24 protein-coding genes are annotated in these 22,326 nt (G+C 44.0%); 12 read left to right on the top strand and 12 right to left on the bottom strand.

Features of this window, described 5'->3' with window-relative positions; all coding sequences use genetic code 11:
• Window positions 1-300: 300 nt before the first annotated feature.
• The 3 genes from QI63_RS09315 (at window position 301) to QI63_RS09305 (ending at window position 3,448) form a co-directional block, all read left to right on the top strand.
• Window positions 301-1,521, top strand: a complete 1,221-nt coding sequence (locus tag QI63_RS09315) for an alanyl-tRNA editing protein (protein WP_044015795.1) — start codon at window positions 301-303, stop codon at window positions 1,519-1,521.
• Window positions 1,522-1,659: 138 nt separating this feature from the next.
• Entirely contained in the window at window positions 1,660-2,490 is an 831-nt protein-coding gene (locus QI63_RS09310; RefSeq protein WP_044015794.1) for a CPBP family intramembrane glutamic endopeptidase, read from the top strand.
• Window positions 2,491-2,521: 31 nt separating this feature from the next.
• On the top strand, window positions 2,522-3,448 hold the full coding sequence (locus QI63_RS09305; protein WP_044015792.1) for an alpha/beta hydrolase: 927 nt from the start codon (window positions 2,522-2,524) through the stop codon (window positions 3,446-3,448).
• Window positions 3,449-3,633: 185 nt separating this feature from the next.
• On the opposite strand, the gene QI63_RS09300 is transcribed toward QI63_RS09305, so the two are convergent.
• A complete protein-coding gene (locus QI63_RS09300; RefSeq protein ID WP_044015790.1) occupies window positions 3,634-3,954 on the bottom strand; it encodes a helix-turn-helix domain-containing protein in 321 nt (106 codons plus the stop codon).
• A 114-nt stretch (window positions 3,955-4,068) separates the two neighbouring features.
• Window positions 4,069-4,305 carry a hypothetical protein gene (locus QI63_RS09295; protein WP_235619679.1) on the bottom strand — a complete coding sequence of 79 codons (237 nt, stop codon included), beginning with the start codon at window positions 4,303-4,305 and terminating at the stop codon, window positions 4,069-4,071.
• Window positions 4,306-4,625: 320 nt separating this feature from the next.
• Between QI63_RS09295 and QI63_RS09290 the strand changes: the two genes are divergently transcribed.
• The 8 genes from QI63_RS09290 (at window position 4,626) to QI63_RS09255 (ending at window position 10,457) form a co-directional block, all read left to right on the top strand.
• Window positions 4,626-5,177, top strand: a complete 552-nt coding sequence (locus tag QI63_RS09290) for a histidine phosphatase family protein (RefSeq protein ID WP_044015788.1) — start codon at window positions 4,626-4,628, stop codon at window positions 5,175-5,177.
• 140 nt (window positions 5,178-5,317) lie between these two features.
• Window positions 5,318-5,524, top strand: a complete 207-nt coding sequence (locus QI63_RS09285) for a hypothetical protein (RefSeq protein WP_235619678.1) — start codon at window positions 5,318-5,320, stop codon at window positions 5,522-5,524.
• A gap of 226 nt (window positions 5,525-5,750) precedes the next feature.
• A complete protein-coding gene (locus tag QI63_RS09280) occupies window positions 5,751-6,602 on the top strand; it encodes a CPBP family intramembrane glutamic endopeptidase (protein ID WP_052185534.1) in 852 nt (283 codons plus the stop codon).
• 18 nt (window positions 6,603-6,620) lie between these two features.
• Window positions 6,621-7,379 (top strand): class I SAM-dependent methyltransferase, encoded by a 759-nt coding sequence (locus QI63_RS09275; protein WP_044017269.1) that lies wholly within the window; start codon window positions 6,621-6,623, stop codon window positions 7,377-7,379.
• Window positions 7,380-7,425: 46 nt separating this feature from the next.
• Window positions 7,426-7,923 carry a GNAT family N-acetyltransferase gene (locus tag QI63_RS09270; RefSeq protein WP_044015786.1) on the top strand — a complete coding sequence of 166 codons (498 nt, stop codon included), beginning with the start codon at window positions 7,426-7,428 and terminating at the stop codon, window positions 7,921-7,923.
• A gap of 14 nt (window positions 7,924-7,937) precedes the next feature.
• A complete protein-coding gene (locus QI63_RS09265; RefSeq protein WP_044015784.1) occupies window positions 7,938-8,315 on the top strand; it encodes a nuclear transport factor 2-like protein in 378 nt (125 codons plus the stop codon).
• 2 nt (window positions 8,316-8,317) lie between these two features.
• Window positions 8,318-8,698 (top strand): TfoX/Sxy family protein, encoded by a 381-nt coding sequence (locus tag QI63_RS09260; protein WP_052185533.1) that lies wholly within the window; start codon window positions 8,318-8,320, stop codon window positions 8,696-8,698.
• A 133-nt stretch (window positions 8,699-8,831) separates the two neighbouring features.
• A complete protein-coding gene (locus QI63_RS09255; protein WP_044015782.1) occupies window positions 8,832-10,457 on the top strand; it encodes an ATP-binding cassette domain-containing protein in 1,626 nt (541 codons plus the stop codon).
• Here the strand turns inward: QI63_RS09255 and QI63_RS09250 are convergent.
• The 8 genes from QI63_RS09250 to QI63_RS09215 form a co-directional block, all read right to left on the bottom strand.
• Entirely contained in the window at window positions 10,412-11,629 is a 1,218-nt protein-coding gene (locus QI63_RS09250; RefSeq protein WP_044015779.1) for an ABC transporter permease, read from the bottom strand. The two genes, QI63_RS09255 and QI63_RS09250, sit on opposite strands and share 46 nt — an antisense overlap.
• A 5-nt stretch (window positions 11,630-11,634) precedes the next feature.
• Window positions 11,635-12,120: an FMN-binding protein gene (locus tag QI63_RS09245; protein WP_044015777.1), complete on the bottom strand. Its 486-nt coding sequence runs from the start codon at window positions 12,118-12,120 to the stop codon at window positions 11,635-11,637.
• Between the two features lie 209 nt (window positions 12,121-12,329).
• Window positions 12,330-13,016 (bottom strand): ABC transporter ATP-binding protein, encoded by a 687-nt coding sequence (locus QI63_RS09240; protein ID WP_044015775.1) that lies wholly within the window; start codon window positions 13,014-13,016, stop codon window positions 12,330-12,332.
• Between the two features lie 14 nt (window positions 13,017-13,030).
• On the bottom strand, window positions 13,031-14,167 hold the full coding sequence (locus tag QI63_RS09235; protein ID WP_044015773.1) for an ABC transporter permease: 1,137 nt from the start codon (window positions 14,165-14,167) through the stop codon (window positions 13,031-13,033).
• Between the two features lie 45 nt (window positions 14,168-14,212).
• Window positions 14,213-15,490: an ABC transporter permease gene (locus QI63_RS09230; protein ID WP_044015771.1), complete on the bottom strand. Its 1,278-nt coding sequence runs from the start codon at window positions 15,488-15,490 to the stop codon at window positions 14,213-14,215.
• A gap of 30 nt (window positions 15,491-15,520) precedes the next feature.
• Entirely contained in the window at window positions 15,521-16,729 is a 1,209-nt protein-coding gene (locus QI63_RS09225) for a Fe-S-containing protein (protein ID WP_235619677.1), read from the bottom strand.
• 291 nt (window positions 16,730-17,020) lie between these two features.
• Entirely contained in the window at window positions 17,021-17,644 is a 624-nt protein-coding gene (locus tag QI63_RS09220; RefSeq protein WP_044015769.1) for an iron transporter, read from the bottom strand.
• Window positions 17,645-17,804: 160 nt separating this feature from the next.
• Entirely contained in the window at window positions 17,805-19,103 is a 1,299-nt protein-coding gene (locus QI63_RS09215) for an FTR1 family iron permease (RefSeq protein ID WP_044015767.1), read from the bottom strand.
• A 135-nt stretch (window positions 19,104-19,238) separates the two neighbouring features.
• On the opposite strand from QI63_RS09215, the gene alr reads away from it, so the two are divergent.
• A complete protein-coding gene (gene alr / locus QI63_RS09210) occupies window positions 19,239-20,366 on the top strand; it encodes an alanine racemase (protein ID WP_044017261.1) in 1,128 nt (375 codons plus the stop codon).
• Window positions 20,367-20,384: 18 nt separating this feature from the next.
• On the opposite strand, the gene QI63_RS09205 is transcribed toward alr, so the two are convergent.
• Together QI63_RS09205 and QI63_RS09200 are read right to left on the bottom strand one after the other, a co-directional pair.
• A complete protein-coding gene (locus QI63_RS09205) occupies window positions 20,385-21,008 on the bottom strand; it encodes a class I SAM-dependent DNA methyltransferase (RefSeq protein ID WP_044015765.1) in 624 nt (207 codons plus the stop codon).
• A gap of 19 nt (window positions 21,009-21,027) precedes the next feature.
• On the bottom strand, window positions 21,028-22,284 hold the full coding sequence (locus QI63_RS09200; protein WP_044015763.1) for a cation:proton antiporter: 1,257 nt from the start codon (window positions 22,282-22,284) through the stop codon (window positions 21,028-21,030).
• Between the last annotated feature and the right edge of the window lie 42 nt (window positions 22,285-22,326).

Below are 22,326 nucleotides of genomic sequence, written 5' to 3'. Positions count from 1 at the left end.
CGCATCATGCCGTTTTTTAGTAACCCCGCAGAAGCAATGGGGTTGTTCAACCAGAGTTGAACCTCTTCGCGGTTCAAATGGTCTCACAACCCCATTGCTTCTGCGCTTTTTATCTACTCTACCTGATGCGTTTATCCTTCTTAAAAAAAATAGCACAAAATTTTATGCAAAATTTTGTGCAAACGGAAGGTGACCGCATCAGATAGTTTTAAGCGTTTACCTTATATTCGACAGATAAAAGATGATTGGATTTATTGCCGTATCGGAGTATAATCAACTTATTCGACACAAGGAACATTTATGGAAAACTTTAACGCACTGTACTACCAGAAACCGTATATCAGAGAATTCGATGCAACGGTAACCGCTTGTTCAAAAACCGAGAGAGGGTATGAGATAGAACTGTCGGATACGGCATTTTATCCCGAAGGGGGCGGACAGCCCGGCGACAGGGGCAGCCTTGTTGCGGAAGGACAGCCTGAGCGTACTATCCGAATATCTGATACGCAATTTGCAGGTGAACGTATCGTTCATATTGCCGATGGAGAACTTGATGCCGGAACAAAGATTCACGGCGTATTGGACTGGGTAAACCGTTGCGACAATATGCAAGGACATTCGGGCGAGCATATCCTTACCGGCATCCTCGCACAAACCTACGGGTACGAAAATGTCGGTTTCCACATGGGAGAAAGTTTTATCACCATCGACTTTAGCGGTCCGTTGACTGACGAGCAGGTACTCGATGCAGAACAGCGTGCCAATGAAATTGTCCGTGCAAATCTTCCAATACAAGAAAGCTTTCCAAACGATGAAGAACGTAAGACAATGCAATACCGCAGCAAGAAAGAACTGTCGGGTACCGTACGCATTATCACCATTCCGGGACTTGATGCCTGCGCCTGCTGCGGCACACATGTTACTGCAACCGGCGAGATCGGTTTGATTAAGATTCTCAACTTTACGAACCGAAAAAAGGGCGTCCGTTTGGAAGTGCTCTGCGGCAGAAAGGCAGTTCTTGCATACGAACAAGAGATGGCACAAGTACGGGCTATCTCCCGCTGCTTATCGGCAAAGCCATCCGAAGTGCAGGATGCGGTGGAAAAATTAAATGCCGAAAAAGCAAAGCTCCAGCAGCAGCTGCACGAGATGACTGAAAAATATCTAAAACAGAAAGCGGAGTCGGCGGCAGATACTGAGGGTGCACCTCTTTATTTTGAAGATAATCTCAGTATCGAATATCTACGCTCGTTCTGCAATCTGCTTTTAGCAACAGGAAAAATGCACACCTGTGCAGCATTATCAGCGGTTTCAGTTGACTCGGAAGAAGTGCAACCGACAGCATACAATTACGTCATCGTGAGTAATGCAATCGATTTAAAACTGCACATAAAAACATTAAACCAACAGCTCAACGGCCGCGGCGGTGGAAGCAGTTCGGCCATTCAAGGAACCTATTTTGCGGGGAAAGATCTTATTAAGGAAACACTTACCGACTTGTTGAGCAGGGCACGAGGATAGTATCCTGTATAACTAGATGAATCAGCCATAGGGGAGGAGCACTCTGAAAAAGAGATTAACACTATCATCATGGAAAGGCAGATTAACTGTCATTGCCGATAAGAATGAAGATGAAGAAATCATGGGAGAAAATAAGAGATGACAAAAATCTATAAACCCTTGTTTGCCGTACTCGTGATTTATATATTGTGCTTTATATTCCGATTTATAGAGTATTTTATTATTCGTACGGATCAAACATTTTGGGGAGAGGCATTTTTACACAAACTTTTAGGGATAGTTGTTTTATTCATAGCAGCTAAATTATATAACTTTAAAGTGCAAGATATCGGATTTAATAAAAATAGAGCTGTAAAATATACATTGATGGGATTGCTGTTTGGAATTTGTATATATGTATTAGCTTATAGTATAGAGATTGTTATAGCTGTTTCAAATAAAAATTTTCAATCATTACAATTATATGTCAGTTCTTATTCTGTAGATAAAAATATAGGAAATCAAACTTCACTACTCTTTTTTGTAATTTGTATTATCGGGAATATCATTAATGTGATTATGGAAGAAGGGATATTCAGAGGCCTGTTTACAAAAATGCTTGAGAAAAATCATACATTTTTTGTATCTGTGCTTATTACTTCTGTTTTGTTTGGATTATGGCATTTTATCGGACCTGTAAGAAACTATTTTGACGGCAGCAGCAGTATTGAAGGTATGTATGTAAATATTATTCTGTTGGTTACTGCTTCCGGATTTATCGGATTTAAATTTGCTTTATTAACAAAATTGACCGGCTCTATTTATATGGCAATGGGTGATCACTTTGTAAATAATACAATCATTAATATTTTTCATATTGTTTCTTCTACGGGGTGTGATGAATTGATATTTTTAAGAATTGCAATTGCCCAATCCGTGTCGTTTATAATTGTTCTATTTGTCTATCTGCATAAAAAAGATTGTAGGTAGTAAAGTCTCCACACGAATGAAGGAGCGCTGCATGTATACAAACGATGAAACATGGCAAAAACTTCAAGCGTTTTTACCCGAACGCAACAGGATAAGCATTTCATGCGCTCCTTCCGAAATGTTCAGCACATTCGACAGAACGAACATCCATCTCGACGTATACAACGAACATAGCAACAACGGTGTTACGCTCGTGCTGTTCCACGGTGTCGGCGGGAACGGCCGGCTCCTGTCGTTTATTGCAGCTCCTCTGGCAAAGCGCGGCTATAAGGTTGTCTGTCCGGATTTGCCGGGGTACAGCTATACCGAATACGAGGGCATACCGTCTTATAAAACATGGATCGACACCGGTGTGCACATTGTACGACAGGAATTACAGCGCTCCAAAAAGATTTTTGTACTGGGTTTGAGTGCAGGAGGCATGCTCGCATACAACGTTGCCTGCTTGGCTCATGGTGTTTCCGGCGTCATCGTTACCACCCTGTTAGATAATCGCTTAAAGCCGGTGCGTAACTATTCGGCAAAAAACAAATTGCAGGCGCGTATCGCTTTGCTGCTTTTACGTTTTATACCGAAGCAGATAAGGCACTTAAAAATTCCGGTAAAGGCGATAACGAATATGAAAGCAATCGTCAACAACGACCGGGTACTTTCTTTGTTGCTGCAGGATAAAAGGGGAGCAGGATCTTCCGTGCATCTTGGTTTGTTATGTTCGATGATGGAAAGCATTCCTGCCGTAGAGCCTGAAGCATTTGAAATTCCGCTTTTGCTTTGTCATCCTGAAAAAGATCGCTGGACACCCGAATGGATAAGCCGCCTTTTTTTTGATCGCGTACGGAGTCCAAAACAACTATGCACGCTTAAAAACGCGGGGCATTTTCCGATTGAACAGCCGGGTATTGCACAGCTTGAAGAAGCAATTATTTCCTTTATAAACAAAACGCTACAAGAAAGGTAAAACTATGAACATACAAGATTTTTTGAACGCAGTATTAAAACAGGATGCCGAGCGCTTACGCACTTACTTTTCCGATTCGGCATATATCAACTGGCATTGTACTAATGAGCATTTCACGGTTAAGCTTTTTTGCGATAGGTTACTGCGTATTGTACAAACTATCGCAAGATGCACCGAAGTGTTGATTACGCATTTGCTATCCTTTTTACAAAAGGCAGTGTTTCAAATGTTTTATTTTCCAGCATACTGATTAAACGGCATGCGGTACCGGTTGGGCGGTTTGTTCCTTTTTCCCATGCTTCTACCGTCTTGAGTGAAACACCCATGTAATTTGCAAACAAAACCTGTGTCATCCCAACGGAATTTCTTATGTGTTTTATTTCAATATTATTATATTTTTTTATAGGTTGAATTTCATATACGGTTTTACGACCTTTTAATTCCCCCCGTTCAATAGCCACTGCTTCATTTAAGCCAGTCATTAGACTATCAAAAAATTCACTCATGTTCTTTCCTCCAATTCCTTGCAGCTTCTATTTTTAAAATACCGATAACTTTTTTAACTGCATTTTTTTCCGCATCGGTTAGGTTTGATTGTTCTTCTTTTGAAAATACTTAAATCAGATATGTTTTTGCAAAAGTTGCAAAATCAACATAGCAAACTCTGGAACTTCCGCTTTTACCTCTGCCCTGAAAAGCAAAACGGATTTTTTCAAACCGCCTGTTCCAACCATTATATCGCCTGCCTCCGGATTTTTAAGAAGGAATTGCTGTAATTCAGCTAAATCATCATCAGTAAATCCTAGTGCAAACCATTTTTTCGTAAACGATGGAGTTTCTATAAATTCCCTTTTCATCTTACACTTTACAATATACCCTATAAAATAGGGTGTTGTCAACCATTCGGGAACCTCTAAAACCCGCAAGTCTATCTCGTCTTATTCTGTAGGGAAATGCATTAAGTTGTCCGTTTGCCAAACCGGAATCGTTTTTAGAGATGTCCTATCATCCATTATTGACTCTTTACTCTCTTTTTCATACCATCATTATCTCGTTCTAATAGATTCTAACAGAGCATATTCTGTTACACTGGCTATCTCCGGTAGTGTTGCACAAAGATTGATCCTCAACACACACAAAGCACACTGTAGCGGGAACACATGAGGTATGCACCATAATGCTTATTTTGATACGGCATGCACACGTGCTTTTTAATTGGGAAAAGAAATATACGGCCGAGGGCTTTGCTCAGGCACAGGCTGAGTATGATGAAGCACCGATAGAACGGATCAACGATTCACAGCTTCGGTCTATCAGAGATGAATTGCCGGAGCATTTTGAACTTTATACGAGTACCTTAAAAAGAAGTATTGACACGGCAGCACTGCTCTTTCCTGATAAAACACCGATGCGGTTGCCGGAGCTTTCGGAAATACCGATTTATCCGTATCGAGATTCTGATAAGCCGCTTTCGCTCTGGCGATGGCTATTCTGGGGACGGGTGCAGTGGTTTCGCAACAATCCGCGGCAGGAAAGAACAAAGCGGATGGTCGAACATGAAGTCGAAGCATTGATGTCTTTAATGGAAAACAAAAATGCGGTGATTGTAGGTCACGGATTTCAGATGCGGACAATGCTGAGCATATTAGCACGGCGCTATCCCGTTCAAAAACCGATGCACATAAAAAATTTAGACATAGTGAAATGTTTTGTTTATGAGAAGCAATGACGGAGTTCCGCCTCAGTGGAGATTTGAGAAACGAAAGAGAAGAAAAAATTGTAAGCAAATTGAATATTCGGACTGAAAGATAGCGAAAAGAATGTTTTTAAGTATAATTAAGATAAATCATTTTAGTAATGGAGGTCATTATGTACGAAACTTTTTTTGAGCAAATAAAAACAGTGCCGCGGGAATATCTTGCAGATATAGAAAATTATGTCCAGTATATTTTATATCGATACAAACAAAATGTCGAAAAACATTCGCAACAAGATTTATCAAAATATTTTGGCAGTATAAAAATACAGCATGATGCTCTTAGAATGCAAAAGGAAATGCGAGATGAGTGGAATTGACTACATGGCTGATACAAATGCCCTGATTTATCTTCTTTCCGGCGATTCCTGTATGAAACCCTATTTGGCAAGTTATATAGGTGTTTCCGTCTAAGGATGCCGAAGTTAACCGATGAGTTTACCTTGCGGCAAACATCACAGATTGTATGTGCACTTTTCGTGCATCAATGCATCATTTTTCGAGAATTGATATTCTCTCAACTGCTGTATTTCAAAGGAATGTTTTATGTGGAACTCATTTATTACTATTGAAGATGATCGTTTTGGTCTAAAGACCATAGCACATTGTGTTATCGGCATTATTCTGTTTATTATTGCAAATATTGCTGCAGCAATATTATCAAACGTTTTGTCGAATATTATTACTGTTCATAGTATTATTATCATCATAAACTGTTGTTTTAATATTCTATTTTTTCTCTTGTTGATATCGCTCTATATCCGGAAAGGGTTAAAAAAACGATTGGATTTTTTCCGGATAAATAATGTAAAACCGTCAAAATTATTTATTCTTATTTCAATTATTTTACCCGGTTGTGTTATAGGATTTTATTATTTTTTTCTAAGCGGTACATTATCGGTTAATAACATAAAGATATATGAAAAGATATGCTTTGCTGTCAGTATAGGATTATCTGCAGGAGTTTGCGAAGAAATACTTTTCCGCGGATATATAATGAAGTTGGTAGAAATACGATGGAATAAAAAAGTTTCCGCATTTGTACCGTCTGCATTATTTGCCCTTCTTCATATATCAGGCAGCATGAGCATAATCGATATCCTGCAATTGTTACTTGCCGGTATAACAGTCGGTGTAATGTTCTCATCCGTTACATATGCAAAAGATACGGTAAACAACTCAATAGTAATACATGGAGTATGGAATTTTTTCATTCTCGGTATTATCGGTATTTCAGTAAAACCGAATACTACTCCCTTAGTATCCTACGTCATTCGCAGCGAAAATATGTGGATAACAGGCGGTACATTTGGCATAGAAAGCGGATTACCTGCAATCATTGGATATTGCATTGTTATTTTATTCGCTGTATTGAGCAAGCATAAAATTGAGGAATAGATTAATATGGAGCATTTTATGAACACACATCAAAATTATCAGGACGCAAATGCGGCGGTGATCGACCGTTGGATTACAGAAGGCTGGGAATGGGGTAAGCCCGTTGATCACGAAACGTATATCAATGCACAAAACGGACAATGGTCTGTAGTATTGACGCCGACAAAAGCGGTACCGCGTAAATGGTTCGGTGATTTAAAAGGAAAAAAGCTGTTAGGACTTGCGTCGGGAGGCGGGCAGCAAATGCCGATTTTTACCGCAGCCGGAGCGGAATGCACGATACTTGACTACTCTGAAAAACAGCTTGAATCTGAGCGAATTGTTGCCGAGCGTGAAGGCTATCGAATTAACATTATACGTGCAGATATGTCAAAACCGCTGCCCTTTGCCGATGCATCCTTCGATATTATTTTCCATCCGGTAAGCAACTGCTATATCGAAAAAGTTGAACCGGTGTTTGCCGAATGTTTCCGGATACTCAAAAAAGGCGGTGTGTTACTGTGCGGACTTGATACCGGTATCAATTATATTGTCGATCAAAAAGAAGAGAAAATTATCAACGCACTTCCGTTTAATCCGCTCGTTTACGAAGCGCACCGAAAACAGCTTGAAGAAGCGGACTGTGGATGGCAATTTTCTCATACAGTAAGCGAACAAATCGGCGGACAACTGCGCGCAGGTTTCACGCTCACCGATATATACGAAGACACGAACGGAGAAGGACGCTTGCACGAATTGCATATCCCATCGTTTATTGCAACACGTGCGGTGAAATAAGAAGGATCCGTTGTGTCGTTTATAAAAAAATATTATTGAGGTGATCATGGTATTAAGAAAATATGAAGCGCAAGATTCAAAAATCATTTGCAGCTGGATTCAGGATGCAAAGCAGCTTTATCAATGGTCTGCCGACAGAATAGGGCGGTTTCCACTGAATGGCAATGAGTTAAATGAATACTATGGTTCGATGAACGGTACACAGCCTATCATTCCTCTTTGTGCCATTGACGGATGCAGCGTAATCGGTCATTTGTTTATCCGATATCCAAATAAAGACGATAAAACGCTCGTGCGATTCGGGTTTATTATACTTTCGCCTGAAAGCAGGGGAAAGGGAAGCGGAAAGAAAATGGTAGAGCTTGCAATAGAATATGCAAAGACCGTTTTGTATGCTTCAAAAATAACATTGGGAGTGTTTACGAATAATGAGCGTGCACGGCATTGTTATGAAGCCACCGGTTTTCAACCAACAGAAAAAGTTATAACCTATATGATGCCGGATTGCGCATGGGAATGTATTGAAATGGAATTGAATATCTAACTTTGAGGCTGGTTATGAACATACAAGATTTTTTGAATGCAGTATTAAAACAGGATGCCGAACAATTGCGCACTTACTTTTCCGATTCCGCATATATCAACTGGCATTGTACCAATGAGCATTTCACAGTTGAAGAATACATACAAGCAAATTGCGAGTATCCGGGAACATGGAACGGAACAATCGAAAGAATAGAACAAATCGATGATTTAATCATCACCGCTGTCAACGTATACAGTGTTGATAGAACAAGTTCTTTTCATGTGGTATCGTTTATAAAATTAAAAGATGATAAAATCATTGCGATGGATGAATATTGGGGCGATGATGGAGTTCCGCCTCAGTGGAGATTGGAGAAACGGCTTGGGAGAAAAATCATAACTAAAGGATAATTATGGCATCGAGTAAAACATATTTAGACTTCATTCTGGAGCAGTTATCGGAATTGCAAGACATACGCTATCGCGCAATGATGGGAGAATTTATCATTTACTATCGAGATAAAATTGTGGGCGGTATCTACGATGACCGCTTACTGGTAAAAGCGGTTCCGTCAGCAATTGCGTATATGCCGAACGCTTCCTACGAATTGCCGTATCAAGGCGCAAAAGAAATGCTTTTAGTAGACGAAGTTGATGACAAAGCATTTATAACGGGCTTGTTTAATGCAATGTATGATGAATTACCGGCGCCGAAAATGAAACAAAAAAATAGCACAACGGGGCGGCAACATTGCAGGACGTACACGAAAAGAAATCGAAACAGAAACCGGTAAGCCGGTCATCAGCCCGAAAAACGCAATTGATTTTTCAAAATTGATAGACGATGTGGCAAAAGCCGTATCGGAGAAGGGCGAGAAATAATTTATAATACGATAATTACTCATTGAATGAAGGAATACAGCATACATGATAACATTACAAAATGTTTCTTTTTCATATCCGGATTCTGCGGAGATATTATTCGACGGATTCTCCGCAGCGCTTGGGGGAGCATCCCATTGGACATGTATTACCGGTGCAAACGGCTGCGGAAAAACGACATTACTCAAATTAATCGCAGGGATGCTTCCGCCGCTTTCAGGGATAATTAAATGCGAATCGGCAGTATACTGTGCGCAAAACAGTACGGAACTGCCCGATACTGCGTATACATTGTTCTGGGATGCGGATAACGAAGTGCGTCGCTTTTTCTCGCTGCTTAATATTACGGCAAAACAGCTTGAACGCTGGGAAACGCTTTCGGGCGGAGAAAAGAAGCGGCTGCAAATTGCCTGTGCTTTAGCGGAGCGTCCTTCGGTTCTGCTGCTTGACGAACCGACCAATCACTTGGATGCCGTTTCAAAAGAGCTCATTATAAATGCCTTAAAACTGTTTACCGGCACAGGGCTCATTGTCAGTCATGACCGCGCCTTTGCCGATTCATTATGTACCGCTACCTTCTACTTATATCGGGAAGCGGCAGCGTTCGCAGACGGAGCCGATTCAATCAGAGGTAAGCTCTATGCTGCGAATGTAAGTACAGCGCTTGAACTTTGGGACACAGAGCGAGCTTCCTGCCTTTCGGAATGGCATAAAGCTGATGCAGGGGTTTCAAAAGCAAAAGCACTTTCCGATATGTGGCAGCGCGAGGCAGAACATTCTAAGAACCGCCTGAGGAATGTGTACGGCGGCAAAGACCACGATGCAGCACAAAAAATCCGCCTTGCCATTGTTACCGGTAAAGACCGTACGCCGGGCACCGTAAAAAAATGTTTTGACAGCCGCCGTGAACAAGCCGAAAAACGCCGCGATACTCAAGCAAAACCGCTGAACCGTAAGGAAGGGTTTTCACCGGCGCAAGCAGATACGTCTGTGTTCATTCCGAAGGTACTCATACACCTGCCGCCGCAAATCATCAGTGCAGGAGAAGATGGCAGTTATACCTTGCAGATTCCCGAATTGACGGTGCAAAAGCAGTCACGCATTGCCTTGACGGGAGCCAACGGAACAGGAAAGACATTGCTTGCACATACAATATTAAACCGGATACGGGAAGCTGATCTGCAAAAGAAAAGCGATGGAGAAAGTCTTTCATTTTATCTGCCGCAGGAAATTCCGAAAGCAGAAGAACAAGCAGTGTTAGCACACTTCTTCTCGCTCGATAAAGAACTGCGAAGTGAAATTCTTTCTACGGTGTACCGCATGGGATCGAATCCCAAAGCGCTGCTTACCTTTACTGACAGCAAGCGGATCAGTCCCGGCGAACTCCGCAAGCTCATGATTGCACTTGCAATGTCAAAACCGCTCAAAGTTCTTATTTTGGACGAACCGACCAATCACTTGGATATTCTTTCTGCTAGACTTCTCGAAACTGCCCTTGCAAAAATATCATGCGCACTCATTATCATCAGCCATGACAGTGTTTTCCTGCAAAATTGCAACTGCACGGAATTATGGCGGATTATCAAAACCGGCAGTTGCGGAATGTTGGAACGGATAGATAATCCCTATCCTTGCAGCTGTAACGCAGGCTCTTGCTTGGTAAATCCGTGAATGGTTTTAAGCGCAGCAAGCGGGCCGATAACCGAAATAGCCGATAAGGTTAAAAGGGCGCACAACAGTATCCACAAAACCGGCGGCGTAAGAAAGGGCATTTTAAGACCGGCGATAATTGCCTGATTAAACAAGAGAACAATTAAGCAGGACATCCCCGTTCCGATTCCCGCACCTGATGCACTGATGATAAACGCCTCGGCAGAAGCAAGCTGTGCAAGTTTTTTCTTTGTACCGCCGATAATCCGCAGCATTCCGAATTCTGCTTTCCGCTCATGGAATATCGAAGAAAACGACACCGCAAGTACAATGAACGACAACAGCCAGAGCAGTGCAAGCAGCACATAAATATACACATTGAGGTTTGCGATACTTGCGGAAATATTGGTCATCATCCGCTTGGAAATAAGAGGATAAATCTGTTCGCCTTCAAACTCAGTGAGGATGCGCTGAGCGACTGTTTTGACATCAGCATTCGGCTTTATCCGCACCATAACGCTGGAAATAAGATCCTCGTCGTGCGCAACCGGATGTTCCATAATTCGCTCATATTCTTTTGCAAGCCGCTTTGCATTTTCAATCGTCATAAACACGGAATTGTCGAAGCCCATACCGGTTTTTGCGAGCCGCCCCGTAATCACAAAAGGCTGATTAAAAAACTTAACCTCGGAATGCGTATCCCCGACGATGTTACTGCCCACGACAATCTGGTTATCGGTAAGCGGTAACCGAATCTGTCTTTCGAGCCACGGCTTGATATTAAAATCGGAATCAAAGTCGATACCGATTACCTGCAACGGAAACGAACAGCATCCGGCGGAAAGGGTTGCGATAAAAAGCTGCGGAGAAGCAAGGTCAACCCCTTCAATTTTTTTAAGGCGGTCTACGACCTCGGACTTAAAGTAAAAGCTGTTCGGCTCACCCCGCAGCAGTGCGCTTTCGATTTTTGAATCATACCCCTGCGGCACGACAATGATGTCTGCACCCAGCCGGTTCGACAGCGACTGCATTCCGCCGTTCAGACTCTTGACCAAAAAGCTGCCTGCAAAAAGACTGAACGCCAGCACCGCGGTAAGCACAATCAAACTCACCGTCCTAAACGGCTTGCGTTTAAGGTTCTGTTTCGCAAGTTCGATAACCGTTAATTTTTTGACCGGTTCGGAAACTGCCATCGTTACTACTCCGCCTTCGCCTGTTTAAGCGCAATACCGACTACGTTCTCAAACAGTTCATAAGATACAGTCGCTCCGGCAATCGCATCCACTTTATCAAGCTGCTGCGTTTCAACCAGTTTCGGACCATACTTTTCGGCATTCTTAATTGCGTTCTGCGCAATTTTGTATAAACCGGCATTCTTAATCACTCCGTCGGTTTTGCCGTAGTCCTCGCCTTTCAGCGTTCCGTCCTTCTCGTAGGATAGAAATTCACAGTCGGTAATTTTACCGTCTTTAACGGTTATCGTTACCTCGGCATTTCCGCCCCAATCGTCTTTAATACCGGAAACCGCTTTGTAAACGCCGTCCTTATACCGTACCGTAGGTTGTACAGCTTGTGCCGATTGTCCGGCCTGCTGCGCAGTCCCTTCATTTTTACTACACCCTGCGAAGCAAAACGCCGCAAGTGCCAATGTAATTGTGAATATACGCAAAGTTATTTTTTCCATTTTTTACTCCTTCTTGTATGAAGTTTTCTTTAAAATTTCGTGCAATTTATGCTAGAAAAAGGGAAAGACACATCAGACAAAGAAATCAAAATCGCAAAATAAATAGGATGTGAGACCATTTGAGTCGCATAGCGGCGAAACTCTGGTTGAACAGCCTATTTATTTTGCGTGGGACTAAAAAACCTCTGATGTGTTTTTCCCTGCACATATTATTTTTGCAGCACAGGCCGTGTTCTGCTCATCTTTTCGATACGCGCGATTTTTCCGTGCTCAAGTACGACCATCCGTTCCGCCTGATCGGCAACCTCAGGGTCGTGGGTAACGACGATAATGGTACTGCCGGTATTGTGCAGCTTTTCAAAAATCTCCATAACCAACCGCTCGTTTTTTTCATCGAGGTTGCCGGTCGGTTCGTCCGCAAGCAGGAGCTTAGGGTGATTGATGAGCGCGCGGGCAATACACACACGCTGCTGCTCTCCGCCCGAAAGCTGATTGGGTAAGTGCTTTGCCCGCTCCTTTAAGCCGACGCTCGCAAGCGCTTCCATCGCCTCTTCTTCATCGGGCATACTGTGGTAATACTGCGCCATCATCACGTTTTCAAGCGCGGTAAGATAGTTGACGAGGTGGAATTGCTGAAAGACCAAGCCGATGGTATCCCGCCGTACGACCGTTAATTCCTTCGAGGATAATTTTGAAATATCCTGCCCCGCAAGCTCAATCTTGCCGAGCGACGGCTTATCCATACAGCCGATGATGTTCATCAGCGTCGTTTTACCGGAACCGGACGGTCCCATAATCGACAGCCACTCGCCTTCTTCTACGTTTAAGTTTATGTTGTCTAAGGCTTTTAAGTCGCCGTAAATCTTTGAAATTCCGCTCAATGTTAAAATATCCATATAATCCTCCTTTGCTACTCCCCGCGTAAAACCAAAGCGGGGTCGATGTCTACCGTGGCGCGTACCGGGAATAAACAGGAAACAATTGTGATGATAATCGAGGCGATTACCGTAAACGGCGCAAGCTGCACCGGAAACGAAACCTCGCGGGCGAATACACTGATACTCACGTTATCCGCAAACACATAGCCTAATACCACGCCCAAGATACCGCCGATCAAACCGAGCATCACCGCTTCGCCCATAAAGTCTTTCACAACACTGCTGTTCGAAGCACCGAGCGCTTTTTTAAGGCCGATTTCTTTTCTGCGTTCTGCGACAACCGCCATCATCGTCGTCGTTACGCAGATCATCGTTAAGAACAACACAATGATGGTAACAATCCACACGAGTGCTTGCAGCTTGCTCAAAACTACATCCTGAGATTCCGTTACACGTTTTACAAGCCGCGGCGTAATACCGTTCACCTGCTTCGACACCATATCGGCTATCGATTTAAGGTATTCCTGATTGCCGTCGATGCTGCATTCGATAACATCAAACTGATCATCGTACCCGATAATACCTTTGATGTCCTCAAGGCTCATAAAGATAAATTCTTCTTCTACACCGCCGGTGGTAACAATACCCGACACCGTACATTCGTTGACGGTAACATCGCCGTTTGCCTTCGGCGTATTGACGATAAAGGTATCGCCGACCGACAATTCGATATTGCGGCTTATTTCGTGCCCGATCAGCACTTCCTTTTTATTGTGCGGCCAGTCCCCGCGGATAAGCCAATACGGACTGTTATTCCGTGCATTTTCTAAATCCGTCGCGGCAATCATGTACGGCTGTTCGTTTACCTTTGCCGACTGATAAATATACGGCGCAAACCCGACCAGCTTCTCAGAATCGATTACCTGCTTAATAGCGTCGATTTGCTCCTGCGTAATCTTGGATTCGCTTTCCGCCGGAAGGAATATCACATTTGCGCCGTATGAGCGGAATACCGTCCCCATCTGACGCGGAATATCATAGTAAATAGTCAGTAAGCCCGACAGCACCGTAGAACCGATTGCGATTGCCAACAACGCGACAAGCATCCGCGACCGGCGACGTATCAGCGAACTTGTAATCATCTTTAAATACATTCTATTTCTTGTCATAATAGTTCACTCCCGTATCCGCTCTTTCCGCTTTCGGCGTGCATTTTATTTTCCATGCAGCACCTCCGTAGGGTTGAGTTTAAGCAAATACCGTACCGAAGGCAGACTGCCGAGCAGGGTAATAAGGAAGATGATAAGCACGACAATCGGAATCACCATCGGTGCGGGAGGAATAGCCGAACCGAATACGCTCCGTCCGATAATCTGCGTCAGACCCAAACCTGCAAAGTAGCCGATTGTTCCGCCGATTAATCCGATAATCATAATCTCCGTCAGTACCGATACGGTAACCGCCGTGTTGCTCGCGCCGATCGCTTTCTTTAAACCGATTTCCGCGCGTCTGTCCATCACGCTTGCCGTTACAAGGTTGGAAATTCCCAATGCGGAAGCGAGCAAACTTAACACCGTTATTAAGAGCATCAGCAGCGTGGTCTTATTTAAAATCGCCCCTTCGGATTCGGCAACCTGCCGCACCGGTTTTGCAACGGCATCGGTAATCACTTCCTGAATCTGATAGCAGATACTGCTGACATACGCAGTGCAGTACCATACCTCCATCTCTTTGATGGTTAAACTCAAAGGGTTCCGCGCGGCCTTTCGTGCGAGGTCGTTATCGGGCGTCGTAAGGGCGCTTACTTCGATGCTTTCACATACATCGGTTTTTCCTAACAGGCGCTGCGCCGTGTGAATAGTCGTAAAGATGTACTCATCCTCGTTGCTGCCCGAATTGAATATACCGGAAACAGTCAACGATGCGGTTCCGGCAGGGCCTGTTACTTCGATTACATCACCGACATGAATGGCATTACGCCCCGCAAAAAGGCTGCCGATCATACAGCTGGAATCATCGGTATCGGAAGCCCATGCACCGGTTACTTCCCACCACGTTCGCATCCGCCGGATACCGGTAATAACTTCCTGTCCGGTGTGCAAGTCTATTTTATAATCGAACCATGTACCGGTCAGACGGACGGGCTTATTTTGGCCCTTATATTCAACGGACACGTTTAAAAACGGAGCATAGTCAACAACATTGTACGCCCAAAATATAGTCTTAATTTTATACAGCTCATCCTCGCGTAAATACTTTTTGGTACTCCCCGACTCTACTCCGTAAATATCATCGAGAAGCGAGGCCTCTTTATGCACGACATTGATATTCGCTCCGTAGGTTTTCAGCTCCTGATTTACCTTATCCCCTACTCCGAGCATCGTATTGAGCATTGCGCTTGAAAGACTCGCACCCAGCGCAATGGTAAACGCAATCATCGCCATCTTCCCTTTCTGACGGAAGAGGGAACCGGCTATCATTCTCCAAAACATAATTGCTATCGAACCTCCATCTGGATATTCCTATTTAAAGCGGTGCGCTTCCGCTTCAAGATCGGCTATCTTTATCTTGATCTTTTCATCGTGGATGATATACGCAACCGGCACAGGGTTACATCCGCCCGGGAAGCCGATAGTTCCCTTGTTCATCACGACATCGCAGAGTTTACAGATAACCTCCCCGTTCCGTTCAAAATATCCGGTAGGACCGCAGATATCGCACGCATCAAGTCCTACGCCATAAGAGCCTTCGCTCTTTTTAATGGCAATAAACCGGACTTCAATCCCCTGCTCCGAAGTATACGCATACCGGTGCAGCTTATCATCTTCCAATTCCGAAATAGGAATCATCGCCATACCGTCGGCAATCGTATAATTTTCCGGCGGCGAAAGCGGAACTTCTCGGTCGACATAGTGCCGCAACACAGACAGAGATAAAACCGAACCGATCAGCAAGACCAGCGAAAATTTCGCCCACCGGCGTGCGTTGCGCTTTTGCGCTTTCAGTTTCCGCAGTTCCGCATTGTTGTGATATGTTTCCGTAATTGTCCGGTTCTTCCGCCAGAGGATAATCGGCGGAATCATAATGAATAGGATAATTGCAAAGGTAAAGAAATTTCCGTGGTTTACGACCGCGGCAATGAATGCAAAGATAAAGTCGTTGCGAGGAATAATCCCCAACGAATAGAGGCGCTGTAAAATAACAACCACCTGCGTAACACCAAAAATGCAAAGCGCTCCGGCAACCGATACCTTGAGTTCTATGGCCGATAATTTAATCAACGTTTTATAGATCGCTAAACCGGCGCACAGCATACACACAATACCGAGTACATAGCCTATCAGTCTGAATAAGACAATCGTACTTACTGCGCTCTCGCCGTAATTTACCAATGTGGTTGCCAGCATGATAATAACGGGAAGATAGTAAAACAGCATCGAAGCTGCATATAAGAAAATTACCGCACTAAAAAGATTTTCATATATATGTGCTATCTTTCGTTTAAGATTGGGTGAAATAAAAAGCAGGATGAGTAAAAAGAGAAGTGCGATGGTAACAGGAACCATGCACCAAAAAGCGAAACGTGTTCTATTTATATAGTTGGGAATTGATCTAAGAATTGCTGAAACAATACTGCCGGCAAAGCCCAGCAGCATACTTATTAAAACAACAAGCCGTTTTTTTTTGGGATTCTTCCGTTCTCTCGGACTCTTGAGTTTTAAATGAAGCAAATACAACGGCTAACACCAATGCAAAGGCGATACCTGCTTCAAAAACTCTTATATAAAATTTTAAGATGATACACCTCCAAGAAAAAACCGGCGGTAACCGCCACTCCTTCCCAAAATATACCTTTTAATAGGAGTATCTTGCAAAGAGAAAGAATAACGGTTACCGCTTAGTGTGGCAAAGCAGTTTCCAAGACAACCTGTCCCGAAACGGAAGTTTCCAAACAGGTTGATTGTAAGGCATACCGATTAACTATTTAAATGAACCGGCACCGCCTTAAAACTGCATACTGTTTACCACTGAGGTCCTTTCCATTCAAAATCTTTCCATTCGACAACGAGCGGTTCCGTCCAGAAACGGCCGGTAACACCGGTTTCTTTGTCAACGTGCAACAGGTAATCGTTACCCGGAGCTTTGATTTCGAATTTGACATTGTATTTGCCGAGACCTTCTTCGAACTTCATGTTTGCACCGTAGTGGGGGCCGTCATCGGCATTCATCGGCATAAATGCAACTTCCTGCACTTTGCTCGAGCCTTGCTTTTGAACATAAGCCTTAACATGAAGATACGGAACAAAGTCGCCTACGCCGTAACCAAGCACCTTACCCTCATCATTTGCGTGGATATCCGCTTCGATGTGGCAGTCAGCTTCGTTCTTGGAAAGGCTGTTTCCGGCAGGTTCCATGTCAACCGGCTGGAAGTAAACGCCACCGATGTGGAGCGGACCAACATCCTGTTCGTCCCCGATTGGGAACTCATCAAAACCTGCTGCCTCTTCTGCAGTCGGTGCAGGAGCCGCAGCTTTTTGCTCTGCGGCAGGTTTTGCCATTTCCTGCTTTTGCGCAGGTTTGTCACATGATGCAAGCACAAAAGCGATTGCAATCAGTGCAAAAAGAAAAGATACTGTTTTCTTCATTTTGAAACTATCCTCCTAAATAATATATCTTTATTTTCTTTTTGTTTCACATTCATTACAGCCTTGTAGGACACCAGTTATTTTCCACAATCCGGCAGCCCAAAAGCAGTTGTCATCGGCGATCTCAAAAACTTTGCTTTTGAGATCGCCCTATATTTTTTTACTTTTGCCCAATCCTCGCCTTTTCAGCTTCAATTTGAGCACGCTGTTGTTTATTCTTTTTTGCATACACAACAGACATTGTGATAATCACCGCAAGCACGATAATCTGCGGGATGAGACTTTCATACGTTGCATAAATACCGAGGAAGTCCATTTCAAAACTCATCCACGGAATAACGGTCTTATTGACAACACCGGCAGCTTGCAGTTCCGACACACCTTTTCCGGTAAACGAAAAGCACATCGCATACATCAATATACTGGTAACCAAGAAGAAAGGCTTTAATGGCAACCGCACGGTTAAGAACCTAAATACTAGGAACACCGCAATCAAAACAACCGCTGACAGCACAATCGCCAAGATCATTGCATTCCTGCCGCTCGTTCCATGAACGGGAACGCCCTGGAAAAAGAGAATAAGCTCGGCGCCTTCACGCGCAACTGCAATAAAGGCCGCGAAAATTAAGACCCATTTATTTCCGGTAGAAACCGATGCTTCAACCTTCTTATGAATGTACCGCTCCCATGCTTCGGTTTCGGACTTTGAAAGCATCCAGTTACTGACATAGAACAACACGATAACTGCGACAAACATACCGATGCCTTCAAAAACTTCCTGAGCGATGCCGCTCTGTGCACCGGCAACAGCGCCGAACAAAAAGGCCAACAGAATACTTACCAAGATACCGCCCAACGCACCGACATATACCGACATGATATATTTCTTTTTCCCCGTTTTTACAAGATAGGCGATAATAGCGGCGATAACAAGGATTGCTTCCAAGCCTTCGCGGAGTACCAATACAAAACAGGAAATAAACGTTGCAACAACTGCCGATTGAGCGGTATTTGCAGTCTCGCTGCCGCTTTCGTCCAACGTGCCGTCAAGCTCGGCTGCATCATGGTAAAGCATTGCAATAAGCTTATCTTTATGCGCTTTTACCATCTCATTATCTTTATCGCTGTAGACGTTCCGGCGGTATTCGTAAAACGCATTTTCTACCGTTGTCTTACGCGCACCGGAAAGGTACCCCATCGTTATCTTTTCCATCCCTTTAGATTCATAAAATCTAAAGTACGCGACGTTCACTTCGTCATACGCTTCTTTGGATTTCCCTTGAGTATAAAGATCGTAGGCATTATTGAGGTGCACTTCCATCTTTTTTACAATTCCTGTCCACGAATCCAGCACCTCTTCGTCGTTTGCGGCATACAGTCCGCTAACCGGAATAAATATGAACGATAAAGCGAACAAAATTGCGGCAAAGGCATGTTTTTTATTCTGTGTAATATACATAAAGCCCTCAACTAATTAGCTAAAACTTACAAATATGCCGTTAGTATATCACTCATAAAAATAATGTCAAGGGTTAAGCACAGTTGACAAAAATATAAATTGCAATTCTTTGCCGTTTGCAGTACAATGCCGCCCATGCGTGCAACAAAAGCGATTATCCATCTGGATAATCTGAAACATAACATTACCCAAATCAAACAAACCCTTGCCCCGGAAACAAAGATATGTTTACCGGTTAAAGCTGATGCCTACGGACACGGAGCCATACGGACAGCGATTGCAGCCATCAGAGCAGGAGTTTCATACCTTGCCGTCGCTTCCGTACAGGAAGGTATAGAGCTTCGAGAGGCTGGCATTGTCGCCCCCATCATTTCGCTCAGTCTGCCGATTTTGGAAGAAATAGATTCTATTATAGACTATAAACTGGAACCGCTTGTTATCGATGAGGAATTCATCAATGAACTCAATCGCGCGGCCGATGCGCAAAAGAAAACCGTTGCGGTACATCTTAAAATAGATACCGGTATGAGCAGGATAGGCTGCAAGCCGTCGGAAGCGGTAAAACTGGCGACCCAAATTGTGCGGGCAAAAAATTTACGGTTGCAAGGCGTTGCAACCCACTTTGCCGTTGCGGATTCCGATTCGGAATCCGACCGCGCTTTTACAAAAGATCAGCTGGAACGTTTTAGCGATGCCGTCGAAGCAATCAGACAGACAGGCATACACATCCCGCTCGTTCATGCCGCCAACTCAGGCGCGGTGCAGATGATGCCCGAAGCTCGGTTTGATATGGTTCGCCCCGGACTCCTCGCCTATGGCTACCTGCCCTTACAGGATACGGCAACGGCTATCGACGTAAAACCCGTTATGGAACTGGTAACGCAGGTAGTGCTGATAAAACAGATACGCGCGGGCACCTGCGTTTCCTACGGGCGCAACTGGACAGCTCCTCAGGATACCTATATCGCAACCCTCCCGATCGGATATGCAGACGGTTTACGCCGCGCACTTTCGCCCGGACTAAAAGTACGCATCGGCAACGAATTCTTTCCGATTATCGGTAGAATATGTATGGATCAATGCATGGTTGACCTCGGCGCGCACCCGTGGGTACAACGGTGGGATGAGGTGTGCATATTCGGCCCCAACCCTCAGGACAACAGCGCACAAACACTGGCAGACATTGCAGGCACTATTCCCTACGAAATCACCTGCGGTATCCACAAGCGTGTTCCCCGTGTCTTTGTGAACGAAAGCCGATAAGCAGCCGCGCCCTATAGCCTATCTTCGGTTAGTGTCCCGCATCCCAATGATTAAAAAAATAGGATATGTTTTTACGGCGCCATCGATAATCTTTTGCTCAGTATATACGGTTTTGTTACAAATAACGTGAATACCGCTCTTACGAGCCGCATTCATAACCGCATCACGGTCTATTCCGTTATGAGGCGCCGTATTGGGGTAATGGAAACTCCCATCTTCAAGATCGAGATCCGAAAGGCAGAGATATCCGCCCTCGGCAACATGTGAAGCCAAGCCGCAAACCGTTTTTTCTATATCGTCAACATGATAGAGCGCCAACAGTGAAACAATAATATCGTATGCTTCCGTAACGGTATGCTCCGTTAAATCGATGGTCTTTACACTGCCGCTCCCAAGCGTTGCAGCTTTTTTGCACACCTGTTCGAGCATACCGGCGGAGATGTCGGCAAACGTTACTTCAACTGCACAATCAACAAAATGAAATCCGAGCAAGCCTGTCCCGCAACCGAAATCAAGCACCTTGCTGTAAGGCTGAGGGCATATCTCAGCGATAATTTTTCTATATATCTCTTCCGCCCTCAACACCCGCGTGCGGTGTGCATCCCATTGCTCTGCTTTTGAATCGAAAAATGCCGTATCCATATACTATCCGGAGCTCCGGCTATACGGTGGCTGTTCCTGCCGGAGGCAGATTCTTTTCCGAAAATGCTTTTCCAAGCAAAATAGGCACAATCATGGAAGAAACAATAATCAGCAAAATGACCGGTGCAAAATATTCAGCCTGAACCATGCCGACGGCAAGTCCCTTTTGAGCTACGATAAGGGCTACCTCACCGCGCACCATCATTCCCAGCCCTATCTGGAGCGATTCCTGTCGCTTAAAGCCCAAAGCCAAAGCCGAACCGCCGCAGCCGATTATTTTTGCAATACAACCGACAAGCACAAAGGCGATCGAAAACCATATTAAGCTCATATTCAGTCCGCTTAAATCCGTTTTAAGTCCGATAGCAGTAAAAAAGAGAGGACTAAAAAACATATATGAATTGATATCTATTTTTTTCTCCATATAAGAGGCATCATGTAAATTGCAAAATACAACCCCTGCGACATACGCACCGGTGATATCAGCGATACCGAAGAAGCGTTCTGTACAATAGGCAAAAATTAAAGCAACGCCCAACCCGTAAATCGAAATACGGTGGGTATGCGGATGCCGGTTATCATACCATTTAAAAATTCGGTAAATCAGGTACCCCACGACCAATGAAGCGCCAAAGAATGCTGCCGTTTTTATGATAAGTCCGAGGTAATCGCTCTTACCGGAACTTGCGCCGAGCACAACCGTTAATACAATAATACCAAAGACATCATCAATAATTGCAGCGCTGATAATTGTTTGCCCGACTTCCGAATTTATCTTGCCCAGCTCTTTCAATGCAACAACGGTAATACTGACCGAAGTTGCCGTTAAAATAGTACCGATGAATAGCGCTTGATAAAATAGCGGTGTCCCGAAGCCGTCAAAACCCCAAAAGCCCAACGCCATAACCGTACCTAAAACCAATGGTATGATAACACCGCAGGCAGCAATCACGGTTGATTTTATACCGGATTTTACAAGCGATTTTAAATTAGTACCCAATCCGGCGGAAAACATAATCAGAATAACGCCGATTTCTGACATATACTCGATAAATTGGTTGGTTCCAGCGTAGATAATATTCGGTTCGACGCCGCCGAAATTACGGAAAAAAGGCAGGTAGCGTAAGAAAAGCCCTGCAACAATTTCGCCGGCAACCTGCGGAATATTGAATTTTTTAGCAAGCAGACCAAGATACTTTGCAGCGATAATAATAATTCCGACGGAAAGGACAATTTGCAGTGCGATTTCTTCAATCGGTATTTCCTTAGCAGACATAAACAACTCCTTTATACCCGAAAGGGTATATTAAGGGCGCGT

It is taken from the genome of Treponema sp. OMZ 838 (assembly GCF_000775995.1).
GTDB lineage: Bacteria > Spirochaetota > Spirochaetia > Treponematales > Treponemataceae > Treponema.
This window is presented reverse-complemented; position numbering and strand designations above follow the sequence as displayed.

What these genes read in the sequence shown, in the direction of transcription:
- QI63_RS09300 (WP_044015790.1), bottom strand. Translation starts at nt 3,954, where the DNA reads ATGAGTGAATTTTTTGATAGTCTAATGACTGGCTTAAATGAAGCAGTG.
- QI63_RS09245 (WP_044015777.1), bottom strand. Translation starts at nt 12,120, where the DNA reads ATGGAAAAAATAACTTTGCGTATATTCACAATTACATTGGCACTTGCG.
- QI63_RS09280 (WP_052185534.1), top strand. Translation starts at nt 5,751, where the DNA reads ATGTGGAACTCATTTATTACTATTGAAGATGATCGTTTTGGTCTAAAG.
- QI63_RS09230 (WP_044015771.1), bottom strand. Translation starts at nt 15,490, where the DNA reads ATGTTTTGGAGAATGATAGCCGGTTCCCTCTTCCGTCAGAAAGGGAAG.
- QI63_RS09315 (WP_044015795.1), top strand. Translation starts at nt 301, where the DNA reads ATGGAAAACTTTAACGCACTGTACTACCAGAAACCGTATATCAGAGAA.
- QI63_RS09220 (WP_044015769.1), bottom strand. Translation starts at nt 17,644, where the DNA reads ATGAAGAAAACAGTATCTTTTCTTTTTGCACTGATTGCAATCGCTTTT.
- QI63_RS09310 (WP_044015794.1), top strand. Translation starts at nt 1,660, where the DNA reads ATGACAAAAATCTATAAACCCTTGTTTGCCGTACTCGTGATTTATATA.
- QI63_RS09240 (WP_044015775.1), bottom strand. Translation starts at nt 13,016, where the DNA reads ATGGATATTTTAACATTGAGCGGAATTTCAAAGATTTACGGCGACTTA.
- QI63_RS09205 (WP_044015765.1), bottom strand. Translation starts at nt 21,008, where the DNA reads ATGGATACGGCATTTTTCGATTCAAAAGCAGAGCAATGGGATGCACAC.
- QI63_RS09265 (WP_044015784.1), top strand. Translation starts at nt 7,938, where the DNA reads ATGAACATACAAGATTTTTTGAATGCAGTATTAAAACAGGATGCCGAA.
- QI63_RS09200 (WP_044015763.1), bottom strand. Translation starts at nt 22,284, where the DNA reads ATGTCTGCTAAGGAAATACCGATTGAAGAAATCGCACTGCAAATTGTC.
- QI63_RS09250 (WP_044015779.1), bottom strand. Translation starts at nt 11,629, where the DNA reads ATGGCAGTTTCCGAACCGGTCAAAAAATTAACGGTTATCGAACTTGCG.
- QI63_RS09235 (WP_044015773.1), bottom strand. Translation starts at nt 14,167, where the DNA reads ATGACAAGAAATAGAATGTATTTAAAGATGATTACAAGTTCGCTGATA.
- alr (WP_044017261.1), top strand. Translation starts at nt 19,239, where the DNA reads ATGCGTGCAACAAAAGCGATTATCCATCTGGATAATCTGAAACATAAC.
- QI63_RS09260 (WP_052185533.1), top strand. Translation starts at nt 8,318, where the DNA reads ATGGCATCGAGTAAAACATATTTAGACTTCATTCTGGAGCAGTTATCG.
- QI63_RS09270 (WP_044015786.1), top strand. Translation starts at nt 7,426, where the DNA reads ATGGTATTAAGAAAATATGAAGCGCAAGATTCAAAAATCATTTGCAGC.
- QI63_RS09305 (WP_044015792.1), top strand. Translation starts at nt 2,522, where the DNA reads ATGTATACAAACGATGAAACATGGCAAAAACTTCAAGCGTTTTTACCC.
- QI63_RS09285 (WP_235619678.1), top strand. Translation starts at nt 5,318, where the DNA reads ATGTACGAAACTTTTTTTGAGCAAATAAAAACAGTGCCGCGGGAATAT.
- QI63_RS09295 (WP_235619679.1), bottom strand. Translation starts at nt 4,305, where the DNA reads ATGAAAAGGGAATTTATAGAAACTCCATCGTTTACGAAAAAATGGTTT.
- QI63_RS09215 (WP_044015767.1), bottom strand. Translation starts at nt 19,103, where the DNA reads ATGTATATTACACAGAATAAAAAACATGCCTTTGCCGCAATTTTGTTC.
- QI63_RS09275 (WP_044017269.1), top strand. Translation starts at nt 6,621, where the DNA reads ATGAACACACATCAAAATTATCAGGACGCAAATGCGGCGGTGATCGAC.
- QI63_RS09290 (WP_044015788.1), top strand. Translation starts at nt 4,626, where the DNA reads ATGCTTATTTTGATACGGCATGCACACGTGCTTTTTAATTGGGAAAAG.
- QI63_RS09255 (WP_044015782.1), top strand. Translation starts at nt 8,832, where the DNA reads ATGATAACATTACAAAATGTTTCTTTTTCATATCCGGATTCTGCGGAG.